We start from the raw sequence: 16,733 nt of genomic DNA on the forward strand, positions 1-16,733 counted from the left end.
ATTGATAACTTTGCGGAAAGTGTTGTGCATGAGGTATATTTCCCTATTCTTTTTAATACTTCTTTTTAGTTGTGATCAAAATCGTTCCCGTTCAAACTCCTTATTAGATTATATTCCAGAGCATAACAGTGTTCTGATTAAAGTTCATGGCCTTGCTGCATTTCAAAATGCTTTAAAAAACAATGATTTTTTAAAAAATCAGGAAAGCAGCACGCTAAATGAGATGATTTTGACGAAAATTCAAGATTTGGACTTTTTTCAATCTTCAACACAAGGGTTACTCACGTTTTCAAGGACAGCAGATAGCATTCCTGCTTTTTTTTATGTCACGCAGGATTCTCTTTATCTTTTCAACGAAGATGCAGAAAGCAAAAAGGAAACAATTACGTTCAACTCCAGGAATTACGATGCTTATATTAAAGGTATAGATACTGTTTACAGCCTTACCCATAATAATGCTCTTGTTTTAAGTTCATCCAAAGCACTTATTGAGGAAGCTATTTTTAAGAATAAAAAACCCATTTCCGAAAAACTACTCCGCCTATATACAATATCCCAATCCAAAAGAAATAGCACCCTCTTTATAGACCCTCAAAAGGAAAACCCTATGATTACTTCTCTTGCCAAAGATGAGCTATTGGGGATTCCTTCTTTTTTTTCGGATTGGATTTCCTTAGATATCTCTCTGAGCCAAAAAGAACTCAATCTGAACGGAGTGAGTACCTCAGTGGATTCTTTGAAGAGTTATGCTTCATTATTTAAGAATACCACGCCACTTGTAAATACCACGCCTTCCTTTGCCCCTATACAGGCCGATGCCGTTCTTTCCTATACTTTTGATCAATACGATGTTTTTTTAAAAAACCAAGAGACGTATTTAGAAAATTCCACGGTTTTGGACTCCACCTTTAATACCGTTGAGGAAATTGGGAGTATTTATGTAAAAGAGAAAAAGGCCATTGTCCTTAACACCTATGGTTCCGAACGCATCTCTACGTATTTGGAGCGCATCAAAAAGGCTTCAAGCTTTTATCAAGGAAATGAAATTATTGACTTAAACTATGCTGATTTTTTAAATGTGTATTTCAATCCGCTCATTCAAGGTTTTAAAGCGGAGCATTATACCGTTCTGGAAAATGCCTTTATATTTTCTGCCGATGTGGAGGTGTTACGAATGATTATAAGTAATTATAAGAATGGGACAACTTTTGACAAAGGGCCCTTATTTGAAACCACAAAGGGAGTCATGGCCGATGAAGCGACGGTACTATTTATCTCAAATCAAAATGGCATTACCGAAACCCTGAAATCGGACTTCTCCTCTCCTTTCCTAAAAAGTCTCAAAAAAAGAAGCGATGCCTATACTTTTGCGGCACAAATGGTTGCCGATCAGAATTTTTATCATACCCATCTCTTGGCGAAACAATCAGAGAAGGAATCCCAAATCAATACCACCTCTCCTATCTTCACACTTCAAATTGATGATGAGTTGGCCACAGCCCCTCAATTTGTAATCAATCATAACAATAAGACCAAGGAAATTGTGGTGCAGGATGTCCAGAACAACCTATACCTCATTTCAGCCCAAGGCAAAGTATTATGGAAAAAGAAGTTAAAGGGAAGCATACAAGGCAAAATTGCACAGGTTGACCTTTATAAAAATGGGCGTTTACAGCTTGCTTTTACCACAGAAACCCAGTTTTTGGTACTGGACAGAAATGGCAGGGAAGTTTCCGGTTTTAAAAAATCTTTCAAGGATGGAGGTCTTAATCCGTTAGCTGTATTTGACTATGATAAAAACAGAAATTATCGTTTTGTGATTACTCAAGGAAATAAAGTAATGATGTACGACCGCAGAGGGAAAACCGTAAATGGCTTTACCTATACCACCGCCGAGAGTCCTGTCATAAATATTCCAAAGCACTTTAGAATTGGGACTAGGGACTATCTTGTTTTTCAATTGGAAAATGGACAATTTAAAATTTTAGATCGTGTAGGAAGAACAAGGGTCAAAGTTTCGGAAAACATTAATTTCTCCAATAATAGTGCCTATGTATATAAGAACAAGTTTACCGTCACCGATGATGAAGGTGTTTTAATACAAATTGATTCTAGGGGAAGAATGAGTCAGACCAAGTTAAACCTCAACAGAGATCATGGCATGGATGCCACGAGCAAAACGCTAGTCCATTTAAATGACAACATTCTTTCCATTAAAGGAAAAAAATTAACACTGGATTTTGGAGTATACACCAAACCAAAAATATTTTATCTCAATACTAAAATATATGTGAGCCTTGTAGATATCCAAAATCAAAAAGTATACCTCTTTGATAGTAATGCTGCCCTTTTACAAAATTTCCCTGTTTATGGGAATTCTGAAATTGATTTGGCCGACATTGATAAAGATGGAAAATTGGAGTTGGTCACTAAAAATGAAGACAATTCTGTCATTGTTTACCGGATGAATTGATTCTTCCATACCAGCTTTGTTTCTAAAAGTATTAGGCGAGCTGTTTCCCAAGTCTGCCCTTCCCATATTTTCATATTTGAGCTCACTTTCGGAGAAAAACCTTTAGCTCAAAGGCAAAAGTCCTTATCTTATCATTACACCTTTCGCTTGGTTTATTTCTTCTTAGCACTCCTTTTTTCTTTTTCAAAACTTCCAGAGCTCAACAACTTAATACTAAGATATTTACCTAAAAAAGTGTATCTTTAATTCTGTACGACCGTATATAACCTATCGAAAAACCACTGTCATGAAAACTTACTTTCCATTTCTATGCATTTGCTGCTTTTTTCTCCTCAATTCCTGCAAACCGCTCCATAACCTCAATTTAACCACAACAAATTATATCTATGAGGGGGAGCTGTACCAGGCCTACCTCAATGCCGAAATACTTATGGTTGAAGAAACCATTGATGAACTTCAAGGCATTCTTGACAACAATCAAGGCAATGCACAGACCGAAGCCGACCTAGCCGCCAATCTTGAAAAAAAATCGAGTTTAAACAACGAATTGGCAGGTATTCCCGGCCTCGTCAGTTTCTCTATCGTACCTCCAAAACCACCCTGCCCAGTGGAAGACAGAACCTGTTTGCCCAAGGATTTCAGATACCTTCTCTTTCCTGCTTCTACTGTTGTTTCAAAAATTCAGATCTTTACAGAAGAGGGGCAAGAAATATTAACGGTCGTAGGAGGAACCACAACTCCTGTGGCCGATACTGAAGGGCAACTCAAGGCGCAACTTATAGACAAACAATTAAGTTCAGGAAATGTTCGAGTGAAAATATTCCGTAAGGACTTCCAAAACAATGAAATTGATTTTGAAGTGAAAGCCGCCATTGTCAACCAATAATATGCCTAAGATTAGCGCCCTATGCGATACTTAATCGTTCTAATTCTATGCTCTATAAGCATAAACGGAATCGCCCAAGAAAAAGAGTATCAAGCAGCTATTGCCGCATTGACCGAAAAAGCCTATCAGCACCTGTATACCCAGAAAGATTCAGCCTATTATTATTTTGAGGAAATAATAGCGCTTTCCACAGAAGAAAAGGATTGGAAAAATGCTATAGAATCCTTAATCGGTATCAGTAGGGTTGCCGGGTACGCCTACGACCTTGAAAAACTGGGCCATACATTAAACACGTTAGATTCCCTATGTCTTTCACAAGAGGGGTATTTGGAAACGTTACCCGAAAAAGAACTTTATAGCAATTCCATCTTAAACGATCAAGGAGTCTATTATTTTAATTTAGATGATTTTAAGGCCTCTCGTGCCGCTTTTTCAAAAATTCTTTCCGCTACGGAGCATATTACAGATTCCCTGTACTACAAAGAGCAGGTAGATTTGCGATCTGTCGCATTTTCCTTTATGGCCAAAATGTACAATAACGAAGGGAAGTACGACCAGGCCAAATTGTTTTATTTAAAGAGCATCCGTTTTATAGAGGATAAAAAACCAGATGATCTTAGCAATCTTGCAACAAACTATGGCCTCCTTGCGGAGGTGTACAGAAATGAGGGAGATTATAGAAAGTCCAATGGTTTTTTTATAAAATCCCTGGATGAAAAGCGAGGAGGACAAAGAGGTACTAATTTTGTGGTTTCCGCTTTAAAGTATATCGTACAGAATCACTTGGATCTGGAACAACAGGATAGTGCCCAACATTACTTAACATCACTTACCAAAAAACTTCCTCTAAAACACCCTTTTCGCTATCAGTTTTATAGACTCAAGGCCGATCTGGCCAGAGCTCAAGGAAATTATTCCCAAACTATAGCCAATTTAGAACAAAGCCTAAGGCTGATCCAAGAAAAATGGAAAACAAAAAAACACGAAGAAGTGGCTTTTATATACCATGAAATAGGCTTGTCGCATTTTATTTTTGGTCATCCCAGGGAAGCATTGAAATACTATGATCTAGGGCTACAGCAGCTTGTAAAAGGCAAAGATCTCTTACTGAATTCAAATGGTCCCATTGCCTTGAAACTTTTCAAAAACAAGGCTCAGGCCCTAATGCAATTACAATCGCGCGATGCCTATATTGATGTTTTGTCCGCAGTGGATCAAGGTATTACCATTCTAGATCGTATTAGACCTACTTTTAGAAGCAAAAACGATAAACTATTTTTAATTGATGATGCCTTCCCTCTTTTTGAACTAGGTTTAGAAGCGGCTCATCAACTGTATCGCGAGACTGGTAATCATACGTATTTGGATAAAGTAATGCGCTATATGGAAAAAAGTAAGGCGATATTGCTTCTGGAAAGTGTTTTGGGCACAAGGGCAACAGAATTTGCTCAAATACCTCAAGCGATTCTGGAGCAAGAACGGCAGTTAAAATCAAAGATTGCACATGTGGAAAAACGATTGGGCAAATCAAAATCCAAAACCGCCCTTTTAGAAGATGAATTGTTCCAATTAAAGAATGAATACAATGCCCTTTCGCATAATTTAGAAGAACAATACCCCACTTATTTCAATCTTAAATACAATACCGAGACCAGGAGTGCTGACGAAGTACAACAGCATCTTACCCCAGAAAAAACAGTGATTTCATACTTTTACGGGAAGGACCACATTTACGGGATGGCCCTAAGCAAAAAAGGGAAAGATCTTATTAAAATTCCTTTGGATACGGTTTTAAAATCCTTGTTGCAATCTGTGCGGCTAGATTTGGGAAATCCGCAATCCAATGCAGCACAATTGGCAAAAAACACCTATCAGGTGTATCAGCAAATATTAGCACCTCTATTGGAATCCCATCCTACTACCCAAATTCTTGTTCTAACCGATGGATTTCTAAATTATATCCCTTTTGAGGCCTTGAATACCAATGCTGAAGGAACAACATACCTGTTAGAAAGCTCTCGCATCAGTTATGCGCAATCCGCTACCTTATTGCATCAATTAAGCACAGAGCGCATCAAAAACAATAGTATTCTTGGTTTTGCCCCAAGTTTTCCTGAAAGCGCTTTTCCAATTTCCGCAACGCCTTCCAGTTTATTGCCATTGCCGCATAACACGCTTGAAGTTGAACAAGTCCTTGAACAATTTTCAGGGAAATCCTTCTTAGATTCGGAAGCTTCGCTGACCAACTTTCACAAATCTCTTTCCGAACATAGCATCCTCCATTTAGCAACGCATGCTATTCTAGACGACACTTCTCCGGAATATTCTTATCTGGCGTTTTCATCTGCTTCGGATACTACTGAAGTGCTTTATCTACAGGATCTTTATCAATTGGAACTAAAGGCCAACTTGGTGACTCTTAGTGCTTGTAGCAGTGGAATAGGAACGCTAAAGCGGGGGGAAGGTTTTATAAGTTTGGCACAAGGTTTTTTCTATAGTGGCGCCCAGAGCATAGCCAGTACCTTATGGAATATTAATGATGCATCTTCTGCTCGTTTAATGAGTTCTTTTTATGGAAATTTAGCACAAAGCGATGCCAAGGACCTTGCTTTGCAAAAGGCAAAACTGTCCTTTCTACAGGAAAACCGTGAAAATGGATTGTCTCACCCCTATTATTGGTCCAGTTTTATTCTTAGCGGCAATACCGCACCCTTAATTTCTTCATCACCAAACTGGTGGTATCCTGTTGGTGGTATTATTTTGATAGGGATTCTCTTTTTTTGGCTTCGTAGAAAACCTTAAGGTAGTTTTTGCAACAGGGCGACAGCTTCTTGTTGCTTATATCCTTTCTTTTTTATTAACTCTTCAAATACAGATTTTGCGTTTTCCACATCATTTTCAGCAAGATAGACCAATCCCAAATACCACAGTGCTTCTTCATTAAATTGGCCTCCACTCCTAGATTGCTTTTCAAAAAGGGATTTGGCTTTGTCCGTATTTCCAATACTGAGATAGGATTGCGCTAAATAAAAATCAATATACGCTCTTGGCTCTTGTTTTCTTATTGCTTCAAAAAGCCGAATCGCCTCGTCATGTTTATTCGCTTCATAAGCAACAAAGGCCCGGCGTTCTTGGGTATCTTCCCCATTGCTCCGTGTTATGGCAAATACGGTATTTGGATAAGTTTTATAATGTGTTGCATAGAGCTGGGCCGCATCTGAATTGCCGTTGGCCGTAAAAAAATAAGCAACAAAACCTAAAACTACAACCATAGACGCTGCAATTCCCAAAAACTTCCAAGGAAAGGATTTTTCTTCTTGTTCCGCTTCTATTTCTGTTTCCAAGTGCTTTAATTTCGATTTCAAGGTTTCCCTTTCCCTGCTCTGAATCGTCTGTCGTACTGCTTTTTCAAACTCAAACTGTTCTTTGAAATCGACATCTTCTTCCAGCCACTTTTCAAAAACCCCTGCCTCAGTCCCGTTCAGGCCTTCCAAAAAATACTTTTCCAGTAATTCATCTTTCTCCTTCATCCTACTGAGCTATTTTTAATTGCTTCTTTCAATGTTTTCAGGCATCTGGACTTTTGACTCTTCACGACATTTTCACTATTGTAATTTCCTTCTGTCATTATTTGTTTGATGCTATATTTCCTATAATAAAACAAGGTCAAAACCTTTCTACATTTCTCTCCCAACAATTCAAAGTTCTTTCGAAGCAACTGCTGTTCCGTACTTAACTCCCGCTGCACCACATCAAAGGCTTCCAATTCATTATCCCATTCAGGCATTTGTTCCATAAAATTATTCCCCAGGGCTTCTTTTTTATTTTTCCGCAACCGATCTAACATCATATATTTTCCAATACTTATGAGGTATGTACTCAAAGAACTCTTCAATTCCTTTAGTTTCCCTTTGCTGACATTTTCATAAAAAACAATGTATGCATCCTGGTATATATCGAGAACATCCTCCGTATTCAATCCGTATTTCTTCGCAAAATTTAAAAACAGGGATCTATTCTCACGATATACTTTTTTAAAGGCCACATCAGACCCTTCCTTCAGCGCTCCAAAAAGTATATGATCTGAATGCTTTACCATTTAATGTCCAATTCTAAGCTTTAGTTAACACTTAAATGTAAAAAAAAATTAGGGGCCATGTTAACCTTTCAAAGATTATATCATAAAAGGACGTAATCAAAACCTATACAAATGAAAAAACTAACGCTTCTGATATTCACGCTATTCCTTTTTTATGGCTTTAAAGGCTACGGGCAGACCGAAAGCCTTGTGTATAATGCTGAATTAAGTCAAAAAAGAAAAGGCACTAAAACCAAGCAGTTGGAGGGTCTTCAGGGAGATGTAAAACAACTTGTCCTTAAAAACCAAAAAAACCATCAGATCGAAATCGACATCACTCTTGATGGTTACGAAGACAAACATCTTAAGGTATTTGCCTTGAGCAAGTCGGGTTCCAGAAAACTCGAGATCCCCCCTTATTTTAAGAAGGTACGATCAGGCACAACAAACATTAGGGCTCGCCTTAATTTTTCGGGGTCCAAGGCTACTGATTCCGATTTCATTGAGGTTGTTTTCACGAATGGAGGACTTCGTTTCAAAGGCATTTCCCATGTGTTTGAGTTCAAAAAACACTGGACCTCAAAGGAAACCGCAGTAAAACCTTCACCTAATGACCCTACAACGAGGCCTTCGCAAATTATAGCACTCCATTTAAAACCTATAGGGGAGGCCAAAAGACGCTTCAGTCAAAACAATAGATAATTTTTAAGACAAAAACGATGAAAAAATTTAGCACATATCTTATTCTACTCCTATTTTTCCTATTGGGCAGTACTGATCTCCTAGGACAGAAAGCAGGAAAAAGTTATTACTTAAAATCAGCTTTGGAAGCTAAATGTCTGGATGTACAATGGGGAAAAACCGCCAATGGCACGCCTTTACATTTATGGCCTTCCAATAAGGGAAAAGCCCAACAATTTTCCTTAGAGGATGCCGGAAATGGCTACTTCTATTTAAAATCTGCCTTGGGCAAGTATATCCATGTTCAAAATAGATCTAGTGCCACAAAAGCCTTAGCATTATTATGGGAAGGAAAGGGAAATGATAATACCAAATGGAAATTCATTCCTGCACCAAATGGGTATTTCTATATAAAATCTAAAAAAGGCACTTATTTGGATGTCAAATGGGGGAAATCGGATAATGGAACTCCCATATGGATGTGGTCTTTTAATGGAGGGGATGCCCAAAAATGGAAATTAGAGGAAATACCCCAACTCATTCCGTACTATCAACTATCCAATGTGGTCCTTACAAGTTATTTAGGACGTGTGGCCGAAGCTCAAAAAGGAAACAAGGCCAATATACGACCGGGAGGGCCAAATTTTGATGAAGAAAATTTCCCCATTTTCTCCAATTTAAACGGAGAGCTTACTGAGCGTTTTGATCATAACGAGTCTATAAAATTCTCAAGACTCAATGCCAATTTAATTCGTGATAAAGTCCCGGGTTCAGGTGTATTTTATTACGTCCCAAACGCCTACTACCTGCATTGGGACAAAGATGTAAAAGAACATCAATTGACCATCAATTACAGCAGAAACAATGGGGACAGAGCTAACAAAAGTGCTCGTGTAAGCGCTACGCTTTCGTCAGGAATCACTTCTAAGGAAATTAATTTTATGGAAGATATGATTCGGGAAATGCTACGTAGCGAACAGGGCATCCCCAATCCTAAAGTAGAGTTAAAAGCACTTCCTGTAACCAGTCCCAGAATTGAGTTTACAGGAGGAGGGTTTGATATCAATGAAGATCAAATTACTATAGTCCCTTCTTCCAATTTTACACGTGATATTGAAATCAGCTTCACCACTTCCGATGACAATATCGATGCCTTAAAAAATGGGGAATTGCAAAACAAAATGTCATTCTTACTGCATTTCCAATCGGACAATGATACGGAGCAATCTTATGATATTCCGGCTAGTATCAGCATCATGGACGAGCCGTCCTATGGCATTTTCGAAGTAGACATCAAAAGGCTGCAAACCATTGATAACCCTACGCCCTACCCTATTATGCTTCAATACGTGCATGTATTGACCACAAAGAATAGTGCTGAAGGGGTTATTCCCTATATCTATTCCTTTAGTCTAGAAGATAAAATTGCACAACCCAATGATAAGCTCGCATTTCATAAACCGTCTGGTTTTATGATACCACGTCAATTAAGAGCTTCTGGAAAACCCTTACGTGCTTTTGTAGAATACAAACTAAGGGATTGCGATGCCTGTACACAAAAGATCATCAACGATCTCACCGGAGGCCTTACGGCAGCCACCAAACAGGAAGTTAAATTTCGTACCGTGAATCTTTTAAAATCCACTGGAGCTCAATTTATCATGGTACGTCTAAAATCAACACAATTGGACCCAGGGAAACAACGGGAAATAGAAACCTATGACCCTTTGGAAATCAATCAAGACAATGAAGAACAAAAATCGCCCACACTGTATCTCATGAATGGCGAACAACCCAATTTTGAATATAAAGTAACCTTGGTCATGCCCAACGGAGAAATGCACGAGAGCACCCAATGGATTGCAGGAAATACCCTGAAAATATTTCTAAGTACCTCCAGTTTACAGCCCTATTTTAATCGGCTGCCGCAAGTGACTTCCCAAGATTCGGAAAGTGAAAATGAAGGCGGGGAATAGGTCAATCCTTTCAAAACTAATCTTATGAAAACAGCAATCCAAACTCTCTTTTTTTTTATAGGCATGCTATACACCCTAGATGCGCAACCCAACTTGTCTTCAAGAGAAACTATGGAGGGGACCGTACTATATGGCGACCTAAAATCCCAAACAAAATTCTATTATGTCCCCAAGGGCATTCACTTAGGGGAAGATGCAGATGGAAAACCAAATTTCTCCTTTGCCAGGATGACCTACATTCCAAGTCGCGCTCGAGGAATGGAAAATTGGAAACAAACCAGCGTGCTTCAATTTACGGTAAAAAAAACAGCTATTGACCGTAGTACATTGCAACGGCTAAAGAAAAATCTAAAAGCTAGAAGTTGCGCACAATGCAGTATTGACCTTGTCCCCATTCCCATACGAAAAATGGAAGCGGCATTGATCTATACCGATTTGGATGCGGATAGCACCCAAATACTTCCGCAAGGATACGCCAACACAAAAAAAGGCTTATCACAGGGCATATGGTCCTCTAAAACCTTTACGGTACGTCCACAAAAATACACCTCACAAGCGCTATGGGATGCCTTCAAAAAAAATAAAGGATTGCTTAGTGTTGCCTACAGTATCTGGACCAAAGGCCATTTTACAGACCATATTTCATATGACTACCAAGCCCCAGAAGAACATAAGGAGCTCTTTGAACAATTGCACAAAAGAAATACGCCTGGAGATTCCTCCAAATTACAGGCCACACTTGTTCACACCGGGGTATTTCATCTAGATCTGGATCTCAAAAAATGGCCAGCGCTTTTGAAGGAAATCGACTTGGGCAGCACGTTATCTCCCCGATATGGTCTGATCGATATTTATTGCCATGATTTCAATAACAATATACGCCCCGACCTCATTGGAAAGATTGTAGAATTTGAGGCCCAAGGTGTTGGTAATGGGCCTGTAAAAGCGGAAGTGGACTTCAAAAAAAATACACCAGATCTCTATGCCCAAGCCTTAAAGTTTGAATATGCCGTTCGTCTGGACAAACCCTTTCGCTACAGGGTCACTGAGATCACAGAAAGTGGAGAAGTCCATACAGGGCAATGGCTCACCAAAGAAAACTGGTCCCATATCATTGATGTCAGTTCCCACAAAGACTTTGAAACAACCCTTAAAAACGCAAAGCAATGAAACAATTCATAAGCACCATACTAGTATGTCTAGCGTTCGGTCCCGCTTTAATGGGACAAGTACATTATGACAAAGGTCGTATCCTGATCGATAATGTTCAGCTCTTACAGGATTACAATGACTCCTTGACGTATTATTATATCCCTAGACACCCAAGACTATCCATTAATGAGAAAGGAGATTTTGAATTTCTCTGCATGAAATATGTCGGGGCAGAAAAAAAGGACAATGGAGGACTCTTCCATGCCTTATTTGAGTTTCGTATGGAAGAAAAAATCCTGCAGAAGTTAGAGAAAAAGTTAGGCGCCAAGGTGAAGGGCGCAACAATAAAAGGTCCCGTTCCCCTTATGGAAACTATGAAAGATGGGGAAGCGGCCTTAGGCAGTTTTAGGGTTATTTCCTCTATTCTAACCGATACCTTATCCAAAAATGCATTTACCCAAAACCTGATAACAAGTGGTAGAGCTCCTTTTACGCCAGGCTCCAAAGCCGTTTTAGCCGCCAAATTGAATCAAGAAGGCTCTACCCTTCTATGGGAAACCTTTAAAGGTTCTGCCTCTGATGTTTCAGTGGCCGTTAGCGGATATTATGAAGCCGTTGTAAAGGCATATAATGCCGTAGTTACTGCAGAAATGGATAGGGTGTATGAACATTTCAGCGAAGTGTCTAAAACGGAAACCTTATTCACCCATGATGAAGTAAGTAATGCCATAGACAGTCTCTACAGCAACGGGACCATAAAAATAGATGTCCTGGACAGAACCAAGGGCCTGGGCGTTAAGAGCGAATTAAAAAATATTCTCCAGATCGTCACGGATAAAATCATCAATTTGATGTTCGATACCGAAACGGGCTGGTCTGCCGAGCCAGAGCTAGAAACTCCAGCAGAAACCAAGGATAAAACCGGAAAAGGAGTTCTCAGTGGTTTTGCTTTTGGCCCAGCCAGCATGTTTATCCCGGATATCCAACATATTGTAAAGAAGCGAAAAGACATTAAGGCAAGACGTTTTCGTCTGGACCTTACCGAATCCACTACCATCAAAGTACCCTTTTATACTGCAGGGAACCTTGGCGGGCTTTATGAAAATTTCCAAGACAATCCCAAATATTTCAGGATTGTTGATATGCTCGATAATGATTTTGAAAAACAGGAAGTGATTTTCCAACTCGATGGGGATTTTGTAGAATCCTTCGAAGAACTGGTCAACTTTGTGACGGTCAACTTCAGAAAAAAATATGGTTCCGAGCGAGACGATTTTACCCATCAGCTGTATTTCAATGCAAATGACATTAAAGCAGGAAAACTCTATAAATCCATCTCATTCCCAAGACTTGGGCTAAAAACCTATGACTGGCAGGAATACGAATATCAGATTTCTTGGAGTCTTCGTGGTGCCTCAGAATTTGCAGGTAGCAATAAAGCCTGGATAAAGGCAAGAGACAAGGCCATTGTCATCTCCCCACCTTTTCAGAAAATTGAAGTCGCCATAGATATGGACAAACAGCAATTTATCGATGAAAATATTGTCACCATAGGAGTTGACTTTGCTGCTGATTTTTTAGGAAAGACCCAGATGGTGAAATCTTTGACGCTACGTACTTCGGGCGAAGAAAACAACAAGAACGCCACACTCTTTTTCGATCATCAAGGGGAGGTAGCCTATCGAACCGTGCTCTATTCCAAAAATGGAACGAAGATAAAAGGGCCACACCAATCCCTTGAAAGGGGTTATCTGTACCTCACTCCTCCTAAAAACAGTAATAACTAAATATCCCATACGATGAAAACAACATATTCATACCTATGTATTCTTTTATTCATCAGCAATTTCACAGGGCACCTTTCTGCTCAAGTCCTGATGGATCAAGGCTTACGTGTTGAAGGACTCTGGTGTTTCCCTTCCAAGGAAAATCCCTCGCACTACTACTATCTTCCTTCCGAAGCCAAGCTGGGCATAAAAAATAACAGCCCACAGTTTTCCTTTATGCGCTATGTAGATTTAGAAGCTGAAGGAAACAATAATAATAGTATTCTTCAAGCAAAGGGAGGCGGCGTACTTCATTTTCTGGTACACTATGAAACTTCTGAAGCCCAACTGGAGGCAGCACGCGAAGAACTTGCCTATAGTACTGGGAACAACAATGCCAAATTAAAAGGTCCCATTATTTTTAAGGAGGGTTCTTATGCGTTGATTTCTTCGATCATAGATCCAGAAGAAGGTGGACAATCTCGCAAGCTCATGGCAAAAGGTAGAGCTCCTGTGCTCGAAGGCAATAAGATTGCGCTCTCCTTTGAATTGAATGCCAAAGATTCCAAACTTCTTTTGGAAAGCTTTAAAATGGCCACTCCGGACATCTCTTTGGTCTTTGACCTTGCCTTTGAGGGACTTAGCAATGCTTACGACGCCACCTTGGAAATTGATTGGTCCGAAATTCAAAAACGTCATGAAGCCAGTGTTGGGGGTAGTTATCTCTTTATTGGAGCTGAAGCAGGGTTGGAAATTGATGAATTACTAAAAAATCAGAGCATTAAGCTCATTACCAACGGAGAAGATGATCAAATGGATCAATTGATGGACACGGTCATGGAAAAACTGTTGTCCATGCTGTTCGATCCGGTTCCCGAAAATCCGGCAGAAAACGAAAACTCTATTATGGATATGCTCACGGGGCTTATGAATAGTTCCAGCGAGAACAACAAACCCAGTTCCTCTCCATTTGGTATTGGTTTTAAAGCCTCTTATCAATATAAAGAAGTAAAGAAAAGCGGAAAGAGCAGTGTAGTTTTTAACTCCAGATTACCTGTAGAAAGGCATCATTTTGTGACCTTCAATATCGGAAACCTCTATAAAAAATATAAAAACGACCCTAGGGTTTTCAAGACCTTTTCTATGGAAGACGAAGATTTTCAACTTCGTGAGGTAAAAGTAGGAATAGATGGGACATTGTATCAGGAGTTCGATAAAATGGTGAACAATGTAACGGTCATTGTCCGCAAGCAGCACCAGAACCAAGAAACTACTTTGCGCTCTTTAATGGTCAATAAATCCCAATTTGACCAAAACAACGCGCAGCCGTTTTCCCTTAGCTATGGTTCCAAAGGGGATAATGATCGTTTGGAGTGGCTCAATTACGATTATAAAACCATTTGGCAATTTCAAGGAGGGGCCGTTTATGAAACAGAATGGCAAGCAGCCTCTGCTTCTATGATCAATTTATTCAGTCCTTTTGAACGCACCAAAATTCAACTTTCAGGAGACATGGCAACACTTTCCGAACAAAACTATAGGGCAGTGGCCGTACAATTGGAATATCCTTTTTTCGGAAAGACCGTCAAGCTTCAGAAAATCATACAACCGAGGGATGATTTACATCAATCTTTCTTTGAAATCACCTTACCTCTTAACAATAGGGAGTACAGCTATACCCTTACCTGGCTGGGAAAAAACAAAGAGGCCATCTCAAAAAGCAATACAGATAGTTCGGGAATCATCTTTTTAGATGAAATCCCCTCCAATAAATAATCAAATCACAAGTACTAAAAATCAATAATCATGAGAAATAAAGATAAAAGATTACGCACTGGATTAAGGCTCTTGGCCCTTACCCTATTTTTCCTGCCCCTGCTAGTGTCGGGCCAAGCCTTGGATTCCGAAAATAGGGTAGATGTAAAACTTGATGACGGCACCAATGTCATTTTATACGGGCAAAGCTCCAACATCATCGGACAAAAAACCAATCGCTTTTACATGCTGCCTACTGGCTTAAAAATAGGCACCAAACAAGACGGCACCCCAGAATTTTTATTTGCAAAATTCACCACGGAAGATCGAGCCGAACAAGGCGGACTTAGCGGAGGGTTGATTCACTTTTTAATGGAATGGGGACTTACCCCTAACCAAAAACTAGAATTGGAAGGCAAATTAAAAGCTAAAGTAAAGGGTGCAAAACTCATGGGGGCCGTACCTATGCAAATCGATGAAAAAGTGGAATCATTCCGCATTCTTTCGGCTACCTTGTCCAATTCCGAACGCACTTCCAAGGTAGTCACCTCTGGAAAAGCGCCTTTAATAGAAAGTGGCAAAGTAGCCGCTGCGGCTCAATTGGATAAATATGGCACCCAACTCTTGGCATCTACTTTTGAAAAGGCCAGATCCATCACTGACCTATCCATAGTTTTAGATTATTATTTCACCCTACAAACACCTGCCGTCAAGGGAAAAATAGTATTCGATTGGGCCAAATTGGAGCGAGAATACGATCGTATTTCGGCGGCCTATCGAAAAGTAGACAGAAGTTGCGGACTCTTATGCAACAGAACGTATAAAAGCTACAACGAAGTTAGAAGTCATTACGATTTTCTAAGAGAGCATCAAGTTATTCGCTTTGAATGGGAAGAACGTCTCAATGATGAGCGTGTAGATGTTATCCGAGAAGCCTTTTTTCAATATTTTTTGAACGCTTTTACCGAAAAATCCACGGCTAAAGATACGGATGAAAATACGCCTACTTTAGCAGATACCTTATCTGTTCCAGATATTCGAAGGGGTAACGGGTATAGATTTCGAAGCTCTTTGTCTAAAGGGTCATTCAAGCGAAAAACACAGGTCATTGATCTTAGGGAAGTGCGGTTGGCCGTAAAGCAGCCCTATCAGATTGTAGGGAATTTGGCCAGTTGGTACAATCAGGTGAAAGACAATCCCAAATGTGTTTACAGTGTAAACTTGAACGATCCTTTTTTTCAGCATCGCGACATTCGTTTTGTATTGGACCTGGAAGCTAAGGAAATGTTTGATGAAGCTGTGAATTACGTTACTGTAAATGTGAGAAAGAAGCGAAGTTCCGGCAATATGTATGACGAACGCTTGACTTTTGACCAAAATTTTATTGCAAAAAATGGAATTACCGGGGTCCTTACCTATGCCCGTGGAGAAGACAAAAACCCTTCGGCCTACGAATACAAAGCACAATGGAGTCTCAAGGGAGGGAATATTTTCCCAGAAAACCCCAATTGGACAAAAGGGTCATGGGAAGGTGTCACTTTAGAGCCTCCCGTCACCACAAGAACTATAGAACTCGAGGCTGATTTAGAAGAACTCCAAAGCAGCGATATTACCCGAATAACGGCACAAGTGCGCTATAAACAATTTGGGAAAGAAGTAGAAACCAATATTCAATTGTCTCCCACCAAAGGGGAACCCCTCATCAGCAAAAAGATTTTTTTGGATAAAGACACCAATGGGTATGTATATCGTTTGATTTTCAATCACAAGCGAAATAAAAAATTGGTCATGCCCCAATGGGAACCTATGATCAATGACAATTACATCTACGCCAATATCCCAGAAGATATGTTGAATACAGAATCCGAGGTTTTCAAAATTGCCAAGGAAACAGGTATGGAACTCGCAAAAAAGACTGGCGAAAAGGTGCTAGATAAATTTGAGGAAATTTTTAAGAACAACTAAA

Annotated in this window: 11 protein-coding genes; 9 read left to right on the plus strand and 2 right to left on the minus strand. The window is 39.7% G+C overall.

What is annotated here, in order from left to right; genetic code table 11:
• Positions 1–28 precede the first annotated feature (28 nt).
• The 3 genes from ACEXOE_RS17335 (at position 29) to ACEXOE_RS17345 (ending at position 6,161) form a co-directional block, all read left to right on the plus strand.
• Entirely contained in the window at positions 29–2,473 is a 2,445-nt protein-coding gene (locus ACEXOE_RS17335) for a ribonuclease HII (protein ID WP_394750105.1), read from the plus strand.
• Between the two features lie 286 nt (positions 2,474–2,759).
• Positions 2,760–3,359 (plus strand): hypothetical protein, encoded by a 600-nt coding sequence (locus ACEXOE_RS17340; RefSeq protein WP_394750106.1) that lies wholly within the window; start codon positions 2,760–2,762, stop codon positions 3,357–3,359.
• Positions 3,360–3,380: 21 nt separating this feature from the next.
• The gene (locus ACEXOE_RS17345) at positions 3,381–6,161 is read left to right on the plus strand and encodes a CHAT domain-containing protein (protein WP_394750107.1); all 2,781 of its coding nucleotides are present in this window, start codon (positions 3,381–3,383) and stop codon (positions 6,159–6,161) included.
• Here the strand turns inward: ACEXOE_RS17345 and ACEXOE_RS17350 are convergent.
• Positions 6,158–6,889 carry a tetratricopeptide repeat protein gene (locus tag ACEXOE_RS17350; RefSeq protein ID WP_394750108.1) on the minus strand — a complete coding sequence of 244 codons (732 nt, stop codon included), beginning with the start codon at positions 6,887–6,889 and terminating at the stop codon, positions 6,158–6,160. The two genes, ACEXOE_RS17345 and ACEXOE_RS17350, sit on opposite strands and share 4 nt — an antisense overlap.
• Complete coding sequence (locus ACEXOE_RS17355) at positions 6,886–7,458, minus strand: RNA polymerase sigma factor (RefSeq protein ID WP_394750109.1); 573 nt, start codon at positions 7,456–7,458, stop codon at positions 6,886–6,888. The genes ACEXOE_RS17350 and ACEXOE_RS17355 overlap by 4 nt, the downstream gene beginning before the upstream one ends.
• 111 nt (positions 7,459–7,569) lie before the next feature.
• On the opposite strand from ACEXOE_RS17355, the gene ACEXOE_RS17360 reads away from it, so the two are divergent.
• From ACEXOE_RS17360 to ACEXOE_RS17385, 6 genes are read left to right on the plus strand one after another with little or no spacing between them, the layout of a single operon-like run.
• Entirely contained in the window at positions 7,570–8,139 is a 570-nt protein-coding gene (locus ACEXOE_RS17360) for a hypothetical protein (protein WP_394750110.1), read from the plus strand.
• Positions 8,140–8,156: 17 nt separating this feature from the next.
• Positions 8,157–10,094 carry an RICIN domain-containing protein gene (locus ACEXOE_RS17365; RefSeq protein WP_394750111.1) on the plus strand — a complete coding sequence of 646 codons (1,938 nt, stop codon included), beginning with the start codon at positions 8,157–8,159 and terminating at the stop codon, positions 10,092–10,094.
• 24 nt (positions 10,095–10,118) lie between these two features.
• Complete coding sequence (locus ACEXOE_RS17370) at positions 10,119–11,264, plus strand: hypothetical protein (protein ID WP_394750112.1); 1,146 nt, start codon at positions 10,119–10,121, stop codon at positions 11,262–11,264.
• Complete coding sequence (locus tag ACEXOE_RS17375; protein WP_394750113.1) at positions 11,261–13,033, plus strand: hypothetical protein; 1,773 nt, start codon at positions 11,261–11,263, stop codon at positions 13,031–13,033. Before ACEXOE_RS17370 ends, ACEXOE_RS17375 begins: the two co-directional genes overlap by 4 nt.
• Positions 13,034–13,045: 12 nt before the next feature.
• Complete coding sequence (locus ACEXOE_RS17380) at positions 13,046–14,788, plus strand: hypothetical protein (protein WP_394750114.1); 1,743 nt, start codon at positions 13,046–13,048, stop codon at positions 14,786–14,788.
• Positions 14,789–14,818: 30 nt separating this feature from the next.
• Positions 14,819–16,732: a hypothetical protein gene (locus ACEXOE_RS17385; RefSeq protein WP_394750115.1), complete on the plus strand. Its 1,914-nt coding sequence runs from the start codon at positions 14,819–14,821 to the stop codon at positions 16,730–16,732.
• Position 16,733: the final 1 nt, after the last annotated feature.

This window comes from Spongiimicrobium salis (assembly GCF_043678055.1).
GTDB classification, from domain to species: Bacteria; Bacteroidota; Bacteroidia; order Flavobacteriales; family Flavobacteriaceae; genus Spongiimicrobium; species Spongiimicrobium salis.